Origin of the sequence: Marivirga atlantica (assembly GCF_016734805.1) — a bacterium.
Lineage (GTDB): Bacteria > Bacteroidota > Bacteroidia > Cytophagales > Cyclobacteriaceae > Marivirga > Marivirga atlantica.
Genome location: NZ_JAERQG010000002.1, coordinates 1 through 22,952 on the forward strand (window position 1 = coordinate 1; position 22,952 = coordinate 22,952).

The 22,952-nt window shown below is 34.8% G+C and carries 19 protein-coding genes; 10 read left to right on the forward strand and 9 right to left on the reverse strand.

Annotation, left to right across the window (positions count from 1 at the left end; genetic code table 11):
• Positions 1-419: 419 nt before the first annotated feature.
• The gene (gene sucD, locus JKP34_RS07450) at positions 420-1,295 is read right to left on the reverse strand and encodes a succinate--CoA ligase subunit alpha (protein WP_201919373.1); all 876 of its coding nucleotides are present in this window, start codon (positions 1,293-1,295) and stop codon (positions 420-422) included.
• 199 nt (positions 1,296-1,494) lie between these two features.
• Positions 1,495-1,842: a DUF6249 domain-containing protein gene (locus tag JKP34_RS07455; protein ID WP_201919375.1), complete on the reverse strand. Its 348-nt coding sequence runs from the start codon at positions 1,840-1,842 to the stop codon at positions 1,495-1,497.
• A 144-nt stretch (positions 1,843-1,986) separates the two neighbouring features.
• Here JKP34_RS07455 and JKP34_RS07460 point away from each other — a divergent pair, with 144 nt between their 5' ends.
• From JKP34_RS07460 to JKP34_RS07475, 4 genes are all read left to right on the forward strand, one after another.
• The gene (locus tag JKP34_RS07460; protein ID WP_201919377.1) at positions 1,987-2,547 is read left to right on the forward strand and encodes an RNA polymerase sigma factor; all 561 of its coding nucleotides are present in this window, start codon (positions 1,987-1,989) and stop codon (positions 2,545-2,547) included.
• A gap of 14 nt (positions 2,548-2,561) precedes the next feature.
• Positions 2,562-2,921 carry a hypothetical protein gene (locus JKP34_RS07465; RefSeq protein WP_201919379.1) on the forward strand — a complete coding sequence of 120 codons (360 nt, stop codon included), beginning with the start codon at positions 2,562-2,564 and terminating at the stop codon, positions 2,919-2,921.
• Complete coding sequence (locus JKP34_RS07470; RefSeq protein ID WP_201919382.1) at positions 2,918-3,784, forward strand: fructosamine kinase family protein; 867 nt, start codon at positions 2,918-2,920, stop codon at positions 3,782-3,784. Before JKP34_RS07465 ends, JKP34_RS07470 begins: the two co-directional genes overlap by 4 nt.
• Before the next feature lie 183 nt (positions 3,785-3,967).
• Positions 3,968-4,351, forward strand: a complete 384-nt coding sequence (locus JKP34_RS07475) for a hypothetical protein (protein WP_201919384.1) — start codon at positions 3,968-3,970, stop codon at positions 4,349-4,351.
• Between the two features lie 112 nt (positions 4,352-4,463).
• Here JKP34_RS07475 and JKP34_RS07480 read toward each other — a convergent pair whose 3' ends face one another.
• Positions 4,464-6,191: an alanine/glycine:cation symporter family protein gene (locus tag JKP34_RS07480; RefSeq protein ID WP_201919386.1), complete on the reverse strand. Its 1,728-nt coding sequence runs from the start codon at positions 6,189-6,191 to the stop codon at positions 4,464-4,466.
• A gap of 261 nt (positions 6,192-6,452) precedes the next feature.
• Between JKP34_RS07480 and JKP34_RS07485 the strand changes: the two genes are divergently transcribed.
• From JKP34_RS07485 to JKP34_RS07495, 3 genes are read left to right on the forward strand one after another with little or no spacing between them, the layout of a single operon-like run.
• Positions 6,453-7,316 (forward strand): hypothetical protein, encoded by an 864-nt coding sequence (locus tag JKP34_RS07485; protein ID WP_201919388.1) that lies wholly within the window; start codon positions 6,453-6,455, stop codon positions 7,314-7,316.
• A complete protein-coding gene (locus tag JKP34_RS07490; RefSeq protein ID WP_201919390.1) occupies positions 7,316-7,759 on the forward strand; it encodes a DUF2141 domain-containing protein in 444 nt (147 codons plus the stop codon). Before JKP34_RS07485 ends, JKP34_RS07490 begins: the two co-directional genes overlap by 1 nt.
• Positions 7,760-7,771: 12 nt before the next feature.
• Positions 7,772-8,254 carry a hypothetical protein gene (locus tag JKP34_RS07495; protein WP_201919392.1) on the forward strand — a complete coding sequence of 161 codons (483 nt, stop codon included), beginning with the start codon at positions 7,772-7,774 and terminating at the stop codon, positions 8,252-8,254.
• Between the two features lie 10 nt (positions 8,255-8,264).
• Here JKP34_RS07495 and JKP34_RS07500 read toward each other — a convergent pair whose 3' ends face one another.
• From JKP34_RS07500 to JKP34_RS07520, 5 genes are all read right to left on the reverse strand, one after another.
• Positions 8,265-9,644 (reverse strand): S41 family peptidase, encoded by a 1,380-nt coding sequence (locus JKP34_RS07500; protein ID WP_201919394.1) that lies wholly within the window; start codon positions 9,642-9,644, stop codon positions 8,265-8,267.
• A gap of 38 nt (positions 9,645-9,682) precedes the next feature.
• Positions 9,683-10,759 (reverse strand): helix-turn-helix domain-containing protein, encoded by a 1,077-nt coding sequence (locus JKP34_RS07505; protein WP_201919396.1) that lies wholly within the window; start codon positions 10,757-10,759, stop codon positions 9,683-9,685.
• Positions 10,760-10,971: 212 nt separating this feature from the next.
• A complete protein-coding gene (locus JKP34_RS07510) occupies positions 10,972-11,262 on the reverse strand; it encodes a sll1863 family stress response protein (protein WP_201919398.1) in 291 nt (96 codons plus the stop codon).
• Between the two features lie 72 nt (positions 11,263-11,334).
• Positions 11,335-13,881, reverse strand: coding sequence for a tetratricopeptide repeat protein (locus JKP34_RS07515; RefSeq protein WP_201919399.1), 2,547 nt, complete (start codon positions 13,879-13,881; stop codon positions 11,335-11,337).
• Positions 13,882-13,951: 70 nt separating this feature from the next.
• Positions 13,952-15,376, reverse strand: coding sequence for a response regulator (locus tag JKP34_RS07520; RefSeq protein ID WP_201919402.1), 1,425 nt, complete (start codon positions 15,374-15,376; stop codon positions 13,952-13,954).
• Positions 15,377-15,418: 42 nt separating this feature from the next.
• On the opposite strand from JKP34_RS07520, the gene JKP34_RS07525 reads away from it, so the two are divergent.
• Positions 15,419-16,063 (forward strand): response regulator transcription factor, encoded by a 645-nt coding sequence (locus JKP34_RS07525; protein ID WP_201919404.1) that lies wholly within the window; start codon positions 15,419-15,421, stop codon positions 16,061-16,063.
• 128 nt (positions 16,064-16,191) lie between these two features.
• Positions 16,192-18,360, forward strand: a complete 2,169-nt coding sequence (locus JKP34_RS07530; RefSeq protein WP_201919406.1) for a patatin-like phospholipase family protein — start codon at positions 16,192-16,194, stop codon at positions 18,358-18,360.
• A gap of 9 nt (positions 18,361-18,369) precedes the next feature.
• Here JKP34_RS07530 and JKP34_RS07535 read toward each other — a convergent pair whose 3' ends face one another.
• Positions 18,370-19,512, reverse strand: coding sequence for a hypothetical protein (locus JKP34_RS07535; protein ID WP_201919408.1), 1,143 nt, complete (start codon positions 19,510-19,512; stop codon positions 18,370-18,372).
• 204 nt (positions 19,513-19,716) lie between these two features.
• On the opposite strand from JKP34_RS07535, the gene JKP34_RS07540 reads away from it, so the two are divergent.
• Positions 19,717-22,950, forward strand: a complete 3,234-nt coding sequence (locus tag JKP34_RS07540; RefSeq protein ID WP_201919410.1) for a SusC/RagA family TonB-linked outer membrane protein — start codon at positions 19,717-19,719, stop codon at positions 22,948-22,950.
• The last annotated feature ends 2 nt before the right edge of the window (positions 22,951-22,952 follow it).

Consider the following 22,952-nt stretch of genomic DNA (forward strand, 5'->3'; position numbering starts at 1 on the left):
ACAATTCACCTGATTCAACTTCCCAAACTACTTGAAGCTTTAAGGATAAACTGTAGTCCTTCTGGGTTCTTTTTACATATTCTTTCATTACACATTCTTTTGTGTAACGCTATTTCAGGACGAGACAAGGCTATAAAAAGAAAAACCCTCCTTTTTCAAAGAGGGCTTTCCGTGTTAAACAGGTGTATGAATAAAATTTGTGTGTTTGTATAAGTATATACCCTTCGCAGACAAAAGGTAACCCACTATTGATAAAATATTTTAAAATATTTTTTTACTAGTTGATTCGCTGTGTTAATAAACAGATTATCAGCTTCTTATGATTTTTCTGCGTTAAGGAATTTTATACATAAAAAAAGGATTAGCCACAGCTAATCCTTAAATCTTTGTACTTAATACTTAGTACTCTTTTCCTTTCTTTATTTACCTAGAGCCTTCTTCATAGTTTCACCAATATCAGCAGGTGATTTCACTACAAATATTCCGCACTCATCCATAATTTTCATTTTAGCTTCAGCAGTATCATCTTTACCACCAATGATGGCGCCAGCGTGCCCCATTCTTCTACCCGGAGGTGCAGTTTGACCAGCGATGAATCCTACCACAGGTTTTTTGTTACCTGTTTCTTTAATCCATTTAGCAGCTTCAGCTTCGTAATTACCACCAATTTCACCGATCATTACGATGGCCTCAGTTTCGTCATCTTCCATTAGCATTTGAACAGCAGCTTTAGTAGGAGTTCCAATTATTGGGTCACCACCAATACCGATTGCTGTAGAAATACCGAAACCAGCTTTCACGATTTGATCAGCAGCCTCATAAGTTAATGTACCAGACTTAGAAACAATACCGATTTTTCCTTTTTTGAAAACAAAGCCTGGCATAATACCAACTTTAGCTTCTTCAGGAGTGATAACTCCCGGACAGTTAGGGCCAATTAACGTAACATCTTTATCTTGAATGTAGGTTTTAGCTTTCATCATGTCTTTTACGGGAATACCCTCTGTAATGGTGATGATAACTTTAATACCTGCATCAGCAGCTTCCATAATAGCATCTGCTGCAAATGCCGGTGGTACAAAAATAATTGATACATTAGCTCCTGCTTCTTTTACAGCATCTTCTACTGTATTAAATACTGGTTTGCCAAGGTGTTTTTGTCCGCCTTTACCAGGAGTTACACCACCTACAAGATTGGTTCCGTACTCAATCATTTGTTCGGCATGGAATGATCCTTCTGAACCCGTAAATCCTTGTACAATTACTTTTGAATCTTTATTTACTAAAACGCTCATTTATACTCATTTTAAGTTTTGTGCAAAAATAGAATAAAAGCCTTCATTCCCAAAGTAAATAGTTAATGAGTTGAGAGTTGTTTCATATAAAATAAGAGATTTATTAGTGGGTATTATTTTCAAACCAATAAAAAAGCACTGTTTAGCTAAGCTTGCTATCAGTGCTTTTAGAATACTTATTATAACTACTAGATACTATTTAATGGCTTTCCTTATTTTCTTGTTTTTTAGCATAATGAGTTCCAGCTAGCAAGCCTATACCACCCATTATTAAAATCATTGCAGGGAATGCTGTGTCCTCATCCATTCCGCTATCTCTAAGAATAGTTGCAATAAATATTCCTAATCCTACTCCAATTGCAGTGAACGCAAAGCGAACTGCTCCCCAGCCACTGCTTTTTTTAACTTTCATAAAGTCTGTAGGATCCATACCTTTTTCAATCATCTGTTGTTTTTCCAGGTACTCATACCTTCTGATGAAAATGATCATGGTGATTCCACCAAGTATGGCAAAAATTGGTATTAGAAGTGCAATGTCGTTGTGCATTTTATTTGTAGTTTAGTTTCAAATGCTTTGATGCGTGCCCTTAAGGTTCGGTTACAGCAGCTCATATTTTTTATTGATAATTCTAAAAATAAAAAAGTTAAATATATCTGTAACTTGATGAATAAAATCAGCATCATATAAAAAGTGAATGCAGAGCAGATAAATAAAAGCATACAGCGAGTGTTGGCCGGAGAGGTAAGAGCCTATGAGCCGCTAGTAGATGCGCATAAGCAATTTATATATAATCTGGTGTTGAGCATTGTAAAAAATCAGCCAGAAGCCGAAGAACTAACAATGGATGTATTCATTAAAGCTTATGATAAACTGCATACATTTAAGGGGGAGGCTAAATTTTCAACATGGTTATATACCATAGCATACCGATTAGCCTTGATGCACCTACGAAAACATAAACCTTATAAGGAAGAGATTAATGACCAACATCATGTTAAGTCTGAAGACCAACTAAAAGAATCAGATGTTAATTATGTGATAGAAATAGCTCTAAAAGATTTAACCGAAATTGAGTCTGCATTAATTAATTTCTATTATCTGAAAGAGCTGAACTTAAGAGAAATTGAAGAAATAACCGGAATTAAGGCTGAAACTGCGAAGGTCAAGATTCATAGAATACGTAAAAAGCTAAGCACTATACTTGAGAAAAGATTTTCTTCAGATGAGCTTAAAACAATAATGACTTTTTAAAACTTTATTAAGTGATGAAAGACAATTTGGATAAAAATATTGAAGCAATCTTAAAAGCTAGGTCTTCTCAATATCAATTGAATGAAGACTTTAATAGTCGTCTATTCAGTAATTTAAAGTCAAAAGGATCACCAAAAGGAGTGTTCTTTCATGCAAGCGCACTTTGGAGCTTACTGGCTTTAGTTGCGCTCATCGCTATCATAAGTAGTGCCTACTTCTTTATTGACAGCGAGCTCTTATCCAGAACATTTGATTTTGACTTTCTTAAAAGCAATGGAGCTAAATATATGATTTATGCCTTATCTGCTTTATTATTATTTGCCATCACAGATAGGTTTATACAGCTCAAAACAAAAACAAACAGCTTTTCTTGATTCCTGAAACCATACAAATAAGACTTCAGAATTTCTTTAAGACTAGCAAACTTTCATTTCAGTCGGTTACAGGCGGTAGTATTAATAGTGCTTTTGCTTTTGAGATAAGCCATAGAAAATACTTTCTAAAGTTTAATCATCATAAGCATTATCCTGACATCATAACTTTTGAAGTAGAAGGATTAAAAGCTATTGCTGATACAAATCAGATTAATACTCCTAAAATAGTTTTATCTGAGATAGTTGATGATTATGAGATATTAGTACTGCCTTTTATTGCCAATGAACAGGTAGGTAAAGCCTTTTGGGAAAAATTTGGGAGCCAACTTGCTGCTATGCATAAAGAATCAACAGCTGATGCATTTGGGTGGTATCAAGATAATTATCTGGGTAGTCTAAAGCAGCATAACACGCAAGATGAAAGTTGGACAAACTTCTGGATTAATCAACGTATTAAGCCACAACTGAAATTAGCTATTGATAGCGGTAGCTTAAATAAAAACGATATAGCTTTATTCGAGAAGTTATTAAAAGAAGCTGATAATATCTTTCCTAAAGTTCGACCTTGTTTGGTTCACGGGGATTTATGGAGCGGTAACTTCATAGCAAACAATGCGTTCGGACCTACTTTAATTGATCCAGCTATTCATTACAGTCATTTTGAAACGGATCTGGCCTTTACATATTTGTTTGGAGGTTTTGATTCAACATTTTATAAGAGTTATGAAGAATCAAATGCTTTAGAGCATGGATTTATTAATAGAAAGGAAATTTATAATTTGTATCCACTTTTATTACATCTTAATCTTTTTGGTTCAGCATATTACACCCCTATCAAGCGAACTATTTCAAGGTTTAGCTAAAGCATGTTACTGCAAATAGTCTGTTAATGGTCGTTAGCAGACAACTAGCTGTTCATTTGTGAACACAAAATTCACCATGCATCCCGAAAATGTGCCTTTAAACCAATTTTAAGGCTATGTGCAACTATAATAAATTTGGCAGCGTCTTAGCTATACAAGATGTAAATATTAATTGTTAGTCAAATGAAAAATTTAAAAACTATCGGAAAAGCTGGAATCATCACATTGATTATGTGTGTGTTTTTTAGCGCAAATTTAATGGCAAATGGTACTTCTGGAGAAGAAGGTAAAAAAGAGAAAGTGAAAAAATCTGTGGAGGTTGAAAAACTTATAGCTGAGATACAAAAGAATGAAGAGTTTGAGCTTTTTGATGAGATGTTAAAGGAGGAAGGAATTATTGATTGTTCAAATGATACTAAGGTGACGATCCTTGATGCTAATGGAGAGCTTGTTTATGAAGGTAGCCAGGCAGGAATTAGCATTACTGATAAAAAACTTAAAAAGTATGTAGAGAGAGCTGATTTTCTAATCAATGTTGATAATACTGCTTATTATATGATATTCTAAGCAGTATTTATCAACCGTTTAAAGCACAAGCTGTTAATTCTGATTAGGAATTAACAAAGAAGGGCTACTGATTTCAGTAGCCCTTCTTTGTTGTTATAGGTATGACTTATCCTTATTTAAATTTCGGATGTTTCTCTCCAGGGAAGTTCTCCTCAAAGAAATCTCCGTATTCCGAAATGGTATTCTTCATGTCTTTTCTTAACCAGATAATACCTACCAGGTTAGGAAGCGTCATTAGGGCAATGGTAATTGCTGATAACGTCCATATAATAGTTGTATCTTGAAAAGAAGCAAAGAAAAATGCTACCACATATACAACTCTATAATATACTACTGACTTAGGGCCAAACAGATAAGTCATGGCTCTATCACCATAGTAAGACCAACTGATAGCCGTACTAAAGGCAAATAATAACAAACCAATTGATACAATATATTGACCCCATTCTCCGAAGAATCCTCGCTTAAAGGCTAATGCGGTTAATGGTGCACTATGTACAAGAGATTCACCAATGAACTTAACATCCTGATCCGGTGCAATATTACCACCAGCAACTTTAATAATTCCATCAAATAGCTCTTCCTCTATTAAACCCTCGTTCTTGTAAACTTTAATGTTATCAGCAAACGACCTTGAGTGTATGAAGGTAAAATCTTCAGTATTTGTTATGTTGCCATTTTCAACTACCAAATCACCATTGTAGCGTGGTAATTTTTCCTCATCGTTCAAGTGATTGTAAATTTTTTCCTTTGCCTCAACATTGGATTCAGCGTAGTTTTTATCCAGAATTTCAATTTCAGAATACTCAAATTGATTTACATGCTTCTCGTTCCATGCACCAGAAGAAAGTAAAACCAAACCAGTAATTGTACAAATGATGATGGTATCAATAAAAGGTTCCAAAATAGCAACCATACCTTCTGATAGCGGTTCGTTTGCCTTAGCTGAAGCGTGAGCAATTGGAGCAGAACCTTGACCTGCTTCGTTAGAGAAAAGACCTCTGTTAACTCCTCTGTTAAATGCAAAAGCTAAATTAGCACCAATAAAACCTCCTGTTGCAGCTGATCCAGTGAAGATGTCACCGAAAATAGCCATTAATGAAGGAATGATATTCTCATAATTATAAAATATAACTGCAAAGGCACCAATAAAATAAATGATCGCCATACCTGGCACTAACTTAGATGTTACAGCGGCAATTCTTTTAATACCTCCAATAATCACAAGGCCTAAGAAAACTGCTAAAACAGCACCAGTTATGATTTGATCGATACCAAAAGTAGCTAACATGGTACTTGAGATACTATTAATCTGCGGCAAAGAACCTGTTCCGAATGAGGAAAGCACTGTTGCAAAGGCAAAAATGGCAGCTAACCACTTTAGGTTAACCTTTTTACCGTTGAATTTAAAGTTGGCATTTCTCATATAATACATAGGGCCACCTGCCATAGTACCATCATCAAGCTTTGATCTGTATTTGTGTGAAAGAGAAACCTCTACAAACTTTGTACACATACCCAATACCGCTGTCACAAGCATCCAAAATAAAGCAGCCGGTCCACCTAAGTGAATAGCGAAAGCAACACCTGCAATATTACCGGTACCTACTGTGCCAGATAGTGCTGTAGCAAGCGCTTGAAAGTGAGAAGTATCACCCGGTAAATCATCCCTATCAAATTTACCACTTACAATACGTACTGCATGCTTGAAAAAACGTACCTGAGGGAATTTTAAGTAAATAGTAAAAAACAAGCCTGTGCCTAATAGTGCGTAAGGAAACCATGCTGCACTACCAATAAAGCTGTCTATTAGTATGAGGAAATTGTTAACTTCTTGCATATGAATAGTTGGTAATTATGTATATGTTGTTCGAATTGAATTTTTTGAATACCGACAAAACTAAGAAATATTATCAGAGATAATAGAAATTAAAGTCTTGTTTTCGTAATTATCGTAGCCTTCAAGGCTATAAAATACTACTTGATAGAATCTTTTTGGATTTTAGGGGTTTTCATTGTTAACAAAATTAGGCTAGCTTTACATAGTACATAAGTGCAAGTAATACTGTTATCAATCTTTCGAAATTAATTATTTAAATCAATGAGAATATTTATCTGTGTGCTTTTTCTGCTGTTTTCCGGAAGTGCTTATGCACAGTTTGAACTTGATTCGTTAAAAGCAAAATGGAATGAAGAAGGCCGTGAAGATATAGAAGGTGTTTACTCCTTGTCTTCTGGTTCAAATTCTTATACCGTGGTTTTGGCAAGGGAGAATGATGCTTACAAGCTGGTTTATATTGATGGGAAACAGCCTGAGTGGTTATATGGAGACTTAAAAGGCATTATTGCACCAAGTGAAGAAAAGATATATGAAGGCAGATGGAATGCTGGTTTACCATCATCACCTTTATTAGAAAATATTAAGATTGTATTTGGAGACAAAAAGTTTATCCTTTACTGGTCTGATTGGTCAATTGATGAGTTTAAAATGATTTATCCTGAAAAAGCTGATGATGTGACTAAGATTGATAAATCCTTTGATGAGGCACTATTTACCAGAAATCACATAAGTATTCCTATACAGCAAAATGATTCAGGAAATGTTGAATTGCCTATTTTGATTAATGATGTATTAAAAATTTATGTTGGTCTTGAAAAAACATCAGATGAAATTCTGATCTCAAAGGATATAGCCAAAACATTAATTCAAACAAAAACGCTCGGATATAAAGAGTGGTTAGAAGGTAACTATTATGAATTTATTGACCCAAAAAAGCCATTTAGAGCTCCTCATACTTTCAATATAAATAGCCTTAAGGTTGGTACTCGCGAATTAAAAAATGTGAAAGCAAAGGTGTCAGATGATTTAAACAGAGCAATGCTGATTAATATTGATGTATTGGAGCGACTAGGAAAAATTAATATTGACATAAATAATAATATTTTAACCATAACCCAGAACTGATGAAACGACTTGTACTTGTTTTTACTTTAATTTTTTGTGCGTCTTTTTTACCCGAAATAAAAGCGCAGGACCAGAATGGAAATATAACTGTACTAATAGGGCCATTGAGAAACTCAAAAGGTCACCTGTTAATTTCTCTTTTTAATAGTGCTGATAAATTTCCTGATGATGCAAGTGGAGCAGTTAAATCTAAAAAGGTAAAAGTTGATAAAACAAATCAGAAAATTATATTCGATAATGTGCCTTTTGGTGAATATGCTATAGTTTTTTTACATGATGAAAATGATAGCGGAGATATGGATACTAACATGATGGGTATACCACAGGAAGGCTATGGGGCAAGTAATAATGCCGTAAACACTTTTAGTGCTCCGAAGTATAAAGAAGCTAAATTCAGGTTAAGCAGTGCTAATACAACACAAAGCTTAAAAGTATATTATTAATTGTATAAAACTATGATGAAAGGAAGTGGTCTATTCTTCTTAGCAATAACAATTTTTCTGGTTGCATGTGATTCTGGTAAGTCACAAAATGAAAAAGAACTTAACAACGAATTGTGGTCATATGAAGAGGCAATTCAAGATAATGGTGAAAAGATAGAAGTTGCTCCATATAATGAGAGTATCCAAAAGGCTATGTCTGTTCGTTTACCATGGGCATACAGTCCGTTAAGCATAGCCTTACGAGTTGCTGGTCAGCAGATGATTGCGCCAAATGTCAATATGGTTGCTAAAAGCCTAAGCGGTAATGAATTAATTACTGATGCAGCAGTCATTATTGAAAAGCTTAATTTACCTGATGATTCATTGGATGATGAATATTACTGGATTCGATTAAAGCTTGGAGGCACCGTTTGGCAAGTGGCAGAAATCAAACATGCCTGGAAATGTAAAGATGGGAGAGGACATCAGAATTTGAGTGCTGAGAAGTGTAAATAAATAGCATATACTATTCTATTTCCTTAATTTTTTTAATTAAAGTGTCCAACACTTCATCTTTTTCATCCAGTAAGTGATCTTTGATGATGATGTCAGGAATAACACCTTGTTCTTTTTCACGACCGCTTACACGAATCATATGACCTTTGGGCACATGTACCTCCACTCCGGTGTTAGGCAGCGAGTAGGAAAAAATAGAAGCATATAAAGAAGCATATTCACCAGTCTCTTCACCCACAATGGTGCCAAAACCATAATCTTTTATTTGAGCTGCTGTTACAGTCGATTGTGAGTATGACTGGCGGTTCACCAACACATAAACCTTTCCTTTAAACCGTTTGGAAGCAGGTTGTGGTTCATATGCCCCGAAGTCATATGGATAAATTTCACCATCTTTATGAGTGAGTGCTGCTTTCCATATGGCTTGGGTAGTATCATAATTTTGCCTGATATGCTCTTTAAGAAATGCACTAGTTTTTAGCGTGTAAGTTGAATTCCACTTGAATGGTTTATCTGCGATGTATGAAACCAGGTAATCGCTGAAGGAATCATTTCCCCCATTATTGTTGCGTAAATCAATGATTAGCGTTTGGCTTTTCTTTTTACGGATTTCAGTAAAAGATGAGTCGATAAATGATTTAAATTCAGCTTCATCGCCTCCGAAACTGCCTATGGCCATGTATGCAGTCTTATCCAAAAATTTGAGTTCCTTATTTCCTGTAATAATCTCAGTCCTTTTCATTTCATATCCATTAATGAGATCAATGGCTTTTAATGAATAGGCTTTTGTGGTTCCATCTGTCTTAATTTTAACTTCAAAATGGTTTTGATCGCCAAATACTTGCCAGTATAATCGTGGAAAGGAAAATAGCTCTATTTTCGCCAGTTTGAAGTATTCACGCTCAGCTGAAATATACGGATAGATTTTCGTCAGAATCGATTCAATGGATTGGCCATTAATACTGATTATTTCAGAACCAATTTCAATATCTTCATAATCGGACCAGTTTTTTCGAATAAGTGATTTCCCATTTTCAAAGGCAATTTCTAAAGGGAAGATGGTTCCGCCTGCATAGGCATATGCACCATATGCCTGACCGGGGAATGAGATTTCTGTATGACCATTGTTAACTTTTGTGATGACGTGCTGAAAAAGAGAAGTTGCTTCCAAAAGACTTAAACTGTCTTTGGTGATCGAAGCGCAAACTTCTTCATAATTCTTTTCAAATGCCTCTTTTGAAGTATAGGCATATAGATTAATGTGCGTTTCTTCCAAAGACGATTTCAAAAAGGCTAAATCTTCGAGTACTACCTTTTTACTGAATTTGTCTTGAGCTTTTAATTGGCCCGCGATGAGCAAAAAGATGATTAAGTAAATACGCTTGTTCATAAAATTGGTATAAGTATTTTCCAACAAAAGTATGATGATCAAGCTTGTGAAGCGACCGACTGCTTCTTTTCGGACTCCTTTTTTAGTTGTTTAACGTAATCACTCGGGGTTTTTCCGCTTATTTTTTTGAATACATGGTTGAAAGTAGATTTGGACTTAAAACCACATTCAAAGGCATGACCGAGTAATGTGAGTTTGTCGCTATCTGCTTGTGTCATTCGTGCTTTGAAAGCCTCTACGCGGTAGCTGTTGATGTATTCGTAAAAGTTCTTTTCAAAGTGCTGATTGATGGCTGCTGAAACTTGCTTAGGGTTAGCTTCGAGTAGTTCAGAAAGTTTACTCAGGTCCAGGTCCGCATCAAGGTAAGGCTTTTGTTCACTCATTAGTTTGGTAATGTCTTTTGCTAAAGCCTGATGTTGAGAATTACTGTCAAACTTTGTTTTTTTAACAGTTGCATGAGTTGGTGGCGCCACTTGTGATTTTATATAACCCTTAAATCCTATCCAGCAGGTGACTATCGCCAGCCCAACAAAAGTAGGTAGAAAGTATGCTTCTTTATACGCTCTGTCAAAAGCAAAGCGGTCAATTTCTGTCAAAATATTCCAGCCAATCCAGAAACCAGAGTAAATAAGAAGTGGTGTTCTAAGCCATTTTAATGTCTTCTTCTCCAAATTGGAATAGTGTTTTTTGAGCCCTTTTTGATGCTGAAAGAATAGTTGCAAGGAAAGTAGCGTATAAACAGTGATGGAAATAATCCCCAGCCATTGTTCAATCAGGTATATTTTAGTGTAAGGATGTGGCGTTGCCTCATATAAGCCATCGGCACCCAGTCGGTAAAATGAGGTTCTGTAGAAAATAAATTCAAGTGTAACAGGAATAAAATGGATAAGCTCTTTCCTGGAAAATTTGAATGTGGGCTGAGTAATACTTTTGGTGTAGAAATATATTGCAGGACCTATGCCAAACATTAGCTCAAGCTGGACATAGCGGAATAAATGAAAGAGATCGTAACTACGGAGAACTGTTACTAAGGCAATATTTAGAGCCATTAAGGCAAAGAAAAACACCAGTAGTGCCAGAAATATGTTGGAAAGGTTACGCGGTTTTTTTCTCAACAGAAGAACACTTAACAGCAGAGCCTGTAAAGCAAATACAAAAATGATTGTGGTTAAAATGGGATTAGGTGAGACCAATAGGAAATAAGAATATTTTAAACTAAAGTACTACCTATTCCCTAAATCTTAAAATATAATTCTATACAGATTTTTTTTCTCTGGTACTGATAAGTGTAAGTAAATAATTAAGGCTTCCATCGAAGCCTTTTATTTTATTCCTGAAGTTTCCTTTTAACTGATTCAAAGCTAGATTTTAAGCCACTCCATGTACTTTCCATATCTGCTTTGATTGCTTCCCATTTATCTTCGCTGGAATTTTGCAGCTCTTCTAACTTGGTTTTGGCATCTTCCATCTTGCTTTGTAGCTCTTTGTATTCTGGTGACCCTTCAATTGCGCCTTCAGCATATTGCCCCTTAGTTTCTGCTGCAAGCTTATCATAATCAGCTTTCCATTCTTCTAATTGTGCCTCTAGTCTGGTTTTAAATGCTTCTTTAGTATCCATAAAAAATAGTTATTTAAAAAGTATGATTAGAAAACCCATTGAGTGGGAAAATGTTACGATTCAAATTTATAATCAGTTATAAGGAAATATCAGTGTGAATTCCGTTCCTTCGCCTATTTCACTTGATAGTTTTATGTCGCCATTTAAATAGGTTACCAGTCTTTTTAATAAAAACAGTCCTAATCCGTTACCTTTAGACTCGGCTGAGTTACGATGGAACATCTCAAAAATTTGTGAATATTCCGCCTGATGAATTCCATTCCCATTATCCTTTACTTTTATCACGAGTGATTTTTCGCTGATACTAATTTCTAAATCAATAACGGGAACGGGACTATTATTGAATGTAATGGCATTTTCCACCAATACTTCAATCATAATCTCAAGATGTTCCTGATAAAAAGAGATTTTATCTGTATTAGTTTTACAGTTAATTTCAATATTTGAACCTCTTGAAGTAGATTGAACATCCTTCTTAATCTTACTAAAAACTTCTTCAGTTTGTATGTCTTCTTTGCTAAGAGTATTAATATCTTGAGCATTTAAAAGACTAATGAATTGAAGCTTCCTGACCATCTTATCCAGCTTTTTAGCCGTTTTCTCCACGCGCTTAAAGAGTTCGAGTGCCTCAGTATTAGATATGCTCATTTTCGCTACTTGACTTATCCCCATGAATGTTGTTAAGGGGCCTCTAAAATCATGTGAAGCCTTATAAAAAAATAGGTCTAAATCTTTTTGAGCTTGAACCAATTCATTTGTTCGCTCTAGTACTTTTTGTTCAAGCTTAAGGTTAAATTGCTTTATTTGTTCATTAGCGGCTTGTAATTCTTCACTTTGGGATATTATTTCTTCTTGCTTTTCGCTTATCTCCTTATTTAATTTTGTAAGCTTTTTGTTGGTTTTAGACCTTATTTTAAGAAATCTTAAAGTTATGTAAAGTAACAGCACTAATAATATGAAAACTGCTATTGATATATAAATTAGCATTTGTTGATTGGCAATAGTGTTTTCCCTAAGGTTGAGCTCGTTTTGGGCATTTTCTTTTTCAAGGTTTAGGATTTTTATTTGTTGTTCATAACTGTCCAGTTTGTATTTTGCTTCTAATTTATCAATGGTACTTTTCTCTTCTTCAAGAAAGACTGCCTCTTTAAGTTTTAAATAAGATCTTAAATAGAAGTTGGCTTTTTTTAAATTGCCAGTTTCTTCATATATATCACTTGCTATAGAATAGGCTTCTAATTGCTCATTTTTAATTTTTAGTGCATCAAGTTTTTCAACAGCCTTATCAATATATTGTATTGCTTTATTAAGGCTATCATTCTCAAGATAAAACCGGGCTAAATAGTACTCTCCAATAGCCATCCCTAATTGATTATTAAGTTGTTTATCAATTAAATAAGTTTCCAGGTATATCTCGATTGCTTTTTCATCCATACCGATTTCATCATACACGATAGCTGCATTAAACTTACTTGCAGCATAACCGATCAGGTCTTTTGATTCACTTCGGAATTTGCTTGATTTTAGGTAGTTATTAAGTGACTCTTCGTAATCGTTTAATTCATAATAGACATTTCCTAAAGCATTATAAGCTTTTCCCAAGTAGTCCAGGTTTCCAATTTCCTCTGATATATTTATCGACTTCCTTAAATATTCTTCTGCCTTTTTATAAAGCTCACGCGAATAATAAATCCATCCCAATTCATAATAGACCTTCTGAACCTCATTTCTATTTTGATTTTTCTCAAACACCTGTAATGCTTTATAGAGAAATTCTGCTGCCGTCTGGAAGTCATTTAAATATGAATAAAGACTGCCTATTAATCTGTTGGTTTCAGCAATGCCATAGTTATATCCAATACTTTCATTTATTGATTTGGCTTCTTTAAGAAAGTAAAATGAAGTATCAAAGTTGCTGATTTCCATTGCATTACTGCCTAATTGGAGTAATACCGATGATTTATCAAGTTTGTTATTGGTAGAGTCAAATAAGCTTAATAATTTATTTGCCAAACTATCAGATTTTTTAAAATCAGAAATACGACCATAGTATTTCATTTTTATCATGTAATAATTAGTTAGCTCAGCAAAAGGGGCTTTGGAATTTAATTGCTCTATACTGTTGATTATTTCCTGTGCTTCATTTATTCTTCCGAGTTCAACATATAAGGATAAGAGCGTGCGGTTCAACTTTAAGTAATCTGGATCCTCATTGGTAAATTCTTTAATTTCATTTTGTAGAAAACCTATGGCTTGCTTGTAGTTTGATTGATTTCTTAAAGCTGTAGATTTCAGTAAAGAAAATTGTACATGTATTAGGTGGTTATTTTTAGCCAGCGCTAATGCACTGTCATAAAAAAGGATAGCTTTTTTATATTTTCCTTTCGTATAGGCCATAATACCCATGTTGGCTTTAGCTCTACAAACTTCTGCAATATCGTTGCTGCTTTTTGATAATTCATTGGCCCTTTCAGCGTAGTAGAAAGCAGAATCCAAATTTGAATGCCAGAATTTATCAGCTTTATTGTTAAATAATGAGAGCTCACTTCCCTGTGAAAAGCCTAAGTGGGAAGCTTGTGTGATTATCAGAAAAATGATTATTAATGAAATACCCCGCATCCATTTTAATTAATTACATCAAGTTATTCTTAAAATAGTAAAATTAAACTGAAATTCAGGGAGTTGGGTTCTATTTCAATGGTATTTCAACATAAATTAGCGTTCCCTTTTTAGGAGTGGAATCAATAATCATTTTACCGGATAAACTTTCAGCACGTTTTTGCATGTTAAATAAGCCGAAACTTGAGGTACTTTTTGAAGAAATGCTTCCATCATAATCAAAGCCTTTTCCATCATCCTCAATGGTGAGCTGTAATAAATTATCCTGTTTTATGAGTTGAATGAAAACCTCATGGGCCTCGGCATATTTAAGAATATTGTTGATTGACTCTTGAGTAATCCTAAATAGATTATACTCAATGCTCTGGCTTTCTATCCGATCTTTTAAATTTGTATAGAAGTTGAAGTTTATATCAAAACTATCATTTAATTCTTCAAGAAGGCTTTTTACTGTTTCAATATAGCCAAAGTCTTCTACAGCTTTAGGAATTAAACTGTATGCAATGTTTCTGGTGTCATGAAGGCCTTGTTCTAAATGTTGAAAAGCACGCATGTACTTTTCGGCTTTGTCTTTAGGCAGCAATTCAAATATGTTACCTACTGACTCAAAATTCATCAATGCTATTGTTAGTGTCTGTTGAAGTCCGTCATGTATATCTCTGGCTATTCTGCTTTTCTGACGATCTTCAGCTTCAATAACTGCAGACATTATTTTTTCCTCATTATTTACTCTTTCAGTAATATCTTCTGTTACCATAAGATAGCCCTTGGTATTATGGTTTTTTGAATGCAGCAGCCCAATTATCGTGCTGTGCCAGTTATAGTTTTCATAAAAGTTAAAGGCTCTGGTTACAATATGGAGGTATCTACCTGTTCTACCTACCTTTTGCATAGCTTCCTGAAAGCTTTTCGCCTCACTTTCAGGAATAAATTCAAGTATATTTCGGCCGATAGAGTCGGTTTTAATGGAGCCAAAATCTTTATTAACTTCTTGAATAGTACCGTTTAAGTCTGTTTGAATAATTTGAGCAGGTACATTCTCAGAAATGATTTTATATTTTTCACTAGCCTCAAGCATCTGTTTTTGATAGAATTCCTTCTCTCTGTAGGTTTCTATCATTTTAAAGGCATTGTCTATATCAAGTTTGAGGGCGTCAAAGTTGTCAGATTTCTCATGAAAGCGATAAATGTTAACTTTATTAATCGCTTTAAGCATAACTTCCTGATTTACAACTCCCGTAAGTAGTATTCTTGCAACCTGAGGCTGAATATCTTTGATGTTTTCCAGAAATTCTATCCCATCCATATAAGGCATAATCTGATCGGTTAAAATCACATCAACCTCATTTTCAGATAGGTATTTTATAGCTGCTTCTGGATCGGTTTCTCCAATTACGTCATAGTTATCCTCGAAATTTATCTTGACTAATTCAATGTTAATTTCATTGTCATCCAAATAAAAAAGTCGGGTTTTTTTGGTTGAAGTCTTTTCCATGGGCATATATTAATTTATCCTAATATATTATTATATTTCGATATGATAAATGTTTTATTAGTTGATGATCACAGACTGATACGTGATGGTATCAGATTCTATCTTGAAGCTGAGGATAATATCTCAATTGCCGGAGAGGCAGCCAACGGAAAGCAGGGATTCATATTTTTAGAGAATAATCCAGGGAAGGTTGATTTAGTAATGACTGATATAAGCATGCCTGAGATGAATGGTGTTGAGTTTTCAAAGGAGGTAAGTGAGAGATACCCTGAAATTAAAATATTGGCGCTCACCATGATAAAGGATAGTCAATATGTTAAACAAATGCTTCAGGCGGGTGCTTCAGGTTACCTACTTAAAAATGCTCGCGAAAAGGAAATTAAAGAGGCTGTAGTGAAGATTATGGAGGGTGAAACTTATTATACCCAAGAGGCTACTCAGGCCATCATGGATTATTACAGTAATAAAAAGAAGAGTGAAGAGCTCGTTGCTATCTCACCCAGAGAAAAAGAAGTACTTAGACTAGTAATAGATGAGTTTAGCAATCAAGAAATTGCGGACAAATTATTTATTAGTGTGCGTACTGTAGAGGCTCATAAAAGAAACTTGCTAGAAAAAACCGGTTCAAAGAATTTGGCGGGATTGGTAAAGTATACTTTAAACAATTTTCTTTTTGAAGATTTATAAGATTGTATAAATCACCTAAGTTATAAATCATGAGCCGAAAGCTGGAGAATATTTATAAGTCATTTCCGATCCAGCTATTACTATTACATTTTAAACAGAATCAGTTTTTATTATTATGCTGGCTAATTTTGTTTTTAACAATAAATGGAGGCTTCGCTAAAGGCTTAGGCATTCCTTTTCTATTCCTATCTCCTGAGTATTTAGATCAGGTTAGTTTGTTGAGTTTTTTCCTGGTTGGGCTCACACTCGGAGGCTTAATTATAGCATTTAATATTGCTTCTTACATTTTAGTAGGGCCTAATTTTCACTTTTTAGGGGCCATAGATAAACCTTTTGCTAGGTTTTCATTAAACAATGCCATTATTCCAATAGCTTTTCTGGTTAACTATCTGGCTCAGGTAGTAAATTATCAGGTGTATTTTGAGTTAAAGCCATTATCAGATGCACTCTTTTATGCTTTTGCTTTACCTTTTGGTGTAGCGATTTCTATGTTTAGCTTACAATCCTATTTTTGGTTTACCAATAAAGATTTACGAGAGGTACTTGCTGAACGTGTTGAAAGGAAGATTAGGAAGATTAAGATGGCCAGAATTGCTAATGTCAATAGATATAAGCAGTCAAAAGCTAAGCAAATAGAAGTTTCAGGATATTTCACACTCCGTTTAAAATGGGTAAAAGTTCACGAAAGGAGCAGTGAGTTCTTTGGAAGCCTGATATACGGTATTTTCAATCAAAATCACCTCAATACCGTAATTGCAGAAGCATTCATTTTTATTCTCATACTTGTATTAGGGGCATTCAGAGATCATCCAATATTTCAAATTCCTGCTGCTGCCAGTGCCGTATTGTTTCTTACTATTATACTGATGTTTATTGGGGCAGTAAGCTATTGGTTTAGAAGTTGGGCGCTAACAGTTTCAATAGTGTTATTTCTAATAATTAATAGTCTGGTAAAGACTGATATGTTTGCTAAGACTCATTATGCATACGGAATTAATTATAATGATGAACCAGCTTCTTATTCAGTTGAAGCCATTAAAAAAATTAACACCAAAGCTCATATTGAAGAGGATAAGGAAAGGACACTCCAAACATTGAATAACTGGCGCAATAAGTTTAGCTATAAACCAAAGCTGGTTTTATTATCAGTAAGTGGTGGTGGCCAGCGCTCATCTTACTGGACAATGCATGCATTACAGCATCTCGATAGTATTACGAAAGGTGAATTGTTTAAGCATACTGTAATGATTTCGGGTGCTTCAGGTGGTTTAATTGGTGCTGCTTATTTCAGGAGTTTAAAGTGGGAATCACAAACTGTTGACAGCCTTCGGGTTACCAATAAAAAATACCTTGATAATATTGGTAAAGAAGCTCTAAATCCAATTATTTTCAGCTTGTTAACAAATGATGTTTTCATAAGGTATCAAACTTATGATTATAATGGATACGCATATCCAAAGGATAGGGGCTATGCTTTTGAACAGAAGCTTAACAGAAATTTGGAGGGGATACTTAATAAACCGCTTAAAGCATTTCGAGAGCCTGAAATGAGGGCTGATATACCTCTGTTATTTCTCTCTCCAACAAGTGTAAATGATGGAAGAAAGATTTACGTAACACCTTCATCGGTGAGTTATATGAGCGAAAACCGCATGCTTGATTCTATTAGTAATGAAGATGCTTCTTACCGGAGTATTGACTTTTTACGCTTATTTAAAAACCAAGATGCTGAAAATTTGAGTTTTCTTACAGCATTACGGATGAGTGCCTCATTCCCTTACATCACCCCAAATATAAATTTGCCTAGCGAGCCTTCATTAGAAATTATGGATGCAGGTCTTGCAGATAATTTTGGTGTAAGTGATGCAGTTTTATTCTTAAATATTTTTAAAGATTGGATTGAGCAGAATACATCTGGAGTAATCATACTTTCGATCAGAGATTCAAAGAAAGTAAATGAGATTAAGCAAAAGGAAAACCTTTCCATTACCGAAAAGATTTTCACTCCTATTACTAGTGTATACAATAACTGGTCAAATGTTCAGGACATCAGGAATGACCTGCTTGTTGAGTATGCCGAACAATGGTTTAAAGGAGATCTGAATTATTACACGCTCACATATGATGCTAACCTCTATAAAGATTTGACCATTTCAAAAACCCAGAAACAAGAGGAAAGAGCATCGCTTAATTGGAGATTAACTGAGCGGGAAAAAACAAATATTCGTTCGGCTATAAAAGCGAAAGAAAATGTTGAAGTTATGAATACTTTAAAAAATATGTTAAAACCGAATTAACAGATAAAGTTACTCAATTGAACTTCGGCAAGTGTTTTTAATATATTGATCTTCAAGAATATATTTCTTATCGTAAGCCAGGGCTACGCGACTTGTGGTTAGTTCACACGAGAAATCCATAATGTCTCCATCTTTTATATGATGAAAGTCTTTTGAAGGTGCCTGAGCCATATTGCATGATATTGGCTTAGAAAAATCTTCCAATCTGTTATTGGCAATTCTGCTAATACTATTTTTTATTCTTTTAACCTTTGATTCATCATTTATTGAAGCTAATAGGTTTTTATCAGGTACAAGCTCCACATCTCGGCCTATCACTTTTCCAGTTCTTTTGATTAAGCTGTCTATTAAAGTAAATTCATTCCTGAAAAAAGTATGCACGTAAGCTACTAAAATAAAATTCTCGTTTTCATTCAACTTCATTTCACGATAGGTATTTTTGATATGGCCTTTTTCATCAATAAATGAATCAATTGGTAGTTCTCTTTTATCGTACCATATTTCATGTTTTTGATATTCATATCCTTCAAATCTATCACCAGTGGCTGATTCCTCACTCATACATCTGGCATACATGATCACTTCTTTTGCCAGGTAGTGATAGCCGTTTTGTTCTCTAAAGAAAGGTATTTTGTAAGATGCATCTAATGTCCATTTGCCTTGATATTTGTAGCAGGGGTAATTACAATCATTAGGTAGATCATCAAGATTGATATAAGGTTTCACATAAGACGTTTCGAAAGCCCATTTTAGCGTAGTAGCTCTATCTGCTTTGTTCTTAACCTCAATAATTTCTCTTTTTGGTGTTCTAAATATATATAAAGCACTCAAGGTTACTAGTAAAATTGCCAGTATGCCACTGATTATTGGTAATGCTTTTTTTAAATTGGATTCTTCCTTTCCTGATTTATACTTATCAATCTCCTTTGCTTGTTTATCAAGCAGTATGATCCTGTCTATATTCTGATTAGCTCTCTGATATTCACCTTCAGTTGCTGATCCATTTATCAATCTTGAAAATTGGGCATCACTATAGCCAAGTTCTCTGGCAATTTCGGAATTGCTAGCTTTTTCAAACCGATGATGATCTGCGTCATAATGACCAAAAATCTTTTTAAGCTTGTTTATAAAGTCAGAAAGTAGGTCTTCCATTGGGTAGATAAAAAAATATTAAGAAATGTTAATTATCTGATAATCAGTACAATTAACCGTTGAAAGTCGTTAAATTTCTTTAAATATTGATATAAATCATCAAACCACCAAGCTTTTATCTAATTCACTATATATTGAGATCAACATGCAAACGATTGCATCTTATAAGTACAAATTAAATGTTCAATTAAATGATCTTTTTATATGTCTAAGTTTACTAAAATACTATTTATTTTTTTACTGAGCTGCTGGCTTAGCATATCGAATGCTTTCAGTCAGGGTGAGGTAAGAGGTAAAGTGACCGATGAAAGTGGTGAGCCAATAGTTGGTGCAACCGTTTTGGAGAAAGGTACTGACAATGGTGCCGTAACAGACCTTGATGGTAACTATGCATTGCAGAATGTGCAGGATGATGCTGTCTTAAAAGTTAGTTTTATAGGTTTTATAACACAGAGTGTTGCTGTTAATGGAAGATCAACTATTGATATTTCAATGGAACCTAATGTTGAGGAACTTGATGAAGTGGTAGTAACAGCCTTAGGATTTAAGGTTGACAGAGATGAAGTAGGTTATGCGAACTCACAAGTAGATGATGAAGAAATAGTTAAGGCCGCTGAACCTAATTTAATTAATTCCCTATCAGGGAAAGCTACTGGTGTTAACATAACTCGTAATTCGGGTGATCCTGGAGCAGGTGCTTACATTCAAATTAGAGGGGCGTCAACGTTAGGAGGGGATGGCCAGCCTTTAATTATTGTTGACGGTGTACCCATAAATAGTAGCAGCAGCGGTACAAGTCAAATTGCCCAACAATCACGTTTGAATGATATAAATCCCAACGATATAGAGAATATTAGCGTGTTGAAAGGTGCTCCTGCCGCAGCTTTGTGGGGAACTTTAGCCTTAAATGGTGCAATTGTTATTACCACGAAATCTGGTAAGTACAATGAAAAATTAAAAGTAAGTGTGAAATCAACTTACTCTTTAGATCAAATTAATAGAAGATATCCTATTCAGGAAAGATTTGGTCAAGGTAGCAACGGTGTGTGGCAAAGTGGAGTGAGAAGTAGTTGGGGAGATAAGATATCCGAGCGATCAGGAGAAGCAGATGAATTTGATACTTCAGGAGAGTATTTTGTTGATCAAGACGGAAGAGTTTATTATCCTATTCTATCCAAAAATTCAAAAGAGACCTATGTAGATGATAATTTTGATCAGGTTTTCGGAAATGGGTATTTCTTTGAGAATAATGTTAGCTTAACAGCAGGAGACGAAACAGGAAATGTTTATTTTAATGTAAGTAACCTGGATCAGCAGGGTATCATTAAAAATAATTCTGATTATAATAGGACCAGTACACGGCTGAACGTTGAGAAACTATTAAGTGATAACTTCACTTTAAATGCCAATATTGGTTATACCAGAACTAATTCGAATAGAATTAGAAGAGGTGCACAATCTTCTGGTTTGTATTTAGGCTTATTAAGAACATCGCCTGATTTCAATAATATTGGTTATCGTGGATCATACTATCCAAATCAGGATGGTACTCCTACTCTCAATCGACATAGGTCTTATAGAAATCCATTAGGTAGTGGAAACGCTGGTTATAATAATCCCTTATGGACAATTAACGAGCAATCAGATTTAGCCCTGGTTGATAGATTCATTAATAATTTCAAATTTACCTACTCACCTGTGAAATGGTTCGAGTTAATTTCTAGAACTGGTTTGGACATTACCTCAGAAACCAGAAGTCAATTTTTTACACCAGGCTCAGCAGCCGGAGGATTTAGAACTGGACTTTATGAGAAGGAGCTGGGAAAAAATCTGGTTCTAAATACTGACTTGATAGGTCGCTTTAATAAGAAAATAATTGATGACATCAATGCTTCATTATTGGTTGGTTTCAATTACAGTCAGAGGAAGTCAGAAACTTCCAGAAGTGAGATAACCAATTTTATACAATTTGCAGATGTAGCTGGTCGTACAAGAGATATGGATAATGCACTGCCGGAAAATAGAAGTGTTACTTCTGTTGCAGGAGAAGAAAGAAGAGCTGCTTTTTATGGTGAGCTAACAATTGAAGCTTACAATAATATTTTTCTGACTGGTACTTTAAGAAATGAAGCATCTTCTACATACGGTGATAGGGCAGATCAAAATGTTCTTTTTCCCTCCGTTAGTGCGGCATGGCAATTTGATGATTTGCTAGATGTAGATTTATTATCCTTTGGTAAGTTGAGAGGATCTTATGGAGAAGTAGGTAATGCACCTGGAAGATATAATACGAACAGTGAAATTGTACAGCCAAACTATAGTGATGGTTTAGGTGGATCATTAAATGTTGGATTGTATGGTAATGGTGGTTTCACACAAAGTGTTCAAAGGGGTAATCCTTTTCTGGGACCTGAAAGAAAAAAGGAATTTGAAATCGGAACTGACTTAAGATTTGTTGATGATAGATTTTCGCTAAGTGCAACTTATTATAATAATACAACGGAAAATCTTATTATTTCATTGCCCTTAGCAAATACAAGAGGTTTTGATAGAACTGTTGCCAATGCAGCTACTATTAATAATGAAGGATATGAAGTGGATCTGGGCCTTAATATTTTAAGAACTAGTGATTTAAACCTGACAACTAATTTCCTTTATTCAAGAAATGAAAACCTTGTGCAGGACTTAGCAGGGGCTGAAAGATTTGGTCTGGGTGGATTGAGTGCTGTGCAATCAAGCGTTATCGAAGGGTATCCGTTAGGCGTTTTGTTTGGATCGAGAATCTTAAGAGATGACAATGGTAATATAGTATTCGATGAAAATGGCTTTCCTGAGCAAGACCAGGAGGATGGCGTAATTGGCGACCCAAATCCAGATTGGAGAGGTTCAATGATTACCAATTTAACCTACAAAAATTTTGGTCTATCATTTTTAATAGAAACTTATCAGGGTGCAGATATTTATGCTGGTACTAAATCCGTATTGTATGACTTAGGTACGTGGGGAGCCTCAGGAATTGAGACCACAGCTTCTCAAAACCTATTAGATTATGATGGGAATGTAATTCCTGCAGGCACTACTTTTAGAGGAGTTGTAGAAGATTTCGGTGCTGGGCCAGTTGCTTTAACAGAGTCATGGTATACAGCTGATGGTGGATTCTTCGGTTCGGGTAATGATGAGCTTTATGTAGAAGATGGTTCTTGGACAAGGCTAAGAAGAATAGAGTTTTCCTATAGATTGTCGAATCCGTGGTTAAAAGATAAAGGTTTTCAATCTATCGAATTATCAGCAACAGGTAGAAACCTGCTATTATTTACAGGCTTTGAGGGTAATGATCCAGATACCAATCTTGAAGGTGTTAGTGCAGCAAGAGGTATTGATTATTTCAACAACCCAGCTACTAAATCATACATTTTCTCAGTTCAGCTTAACTTCTAAAA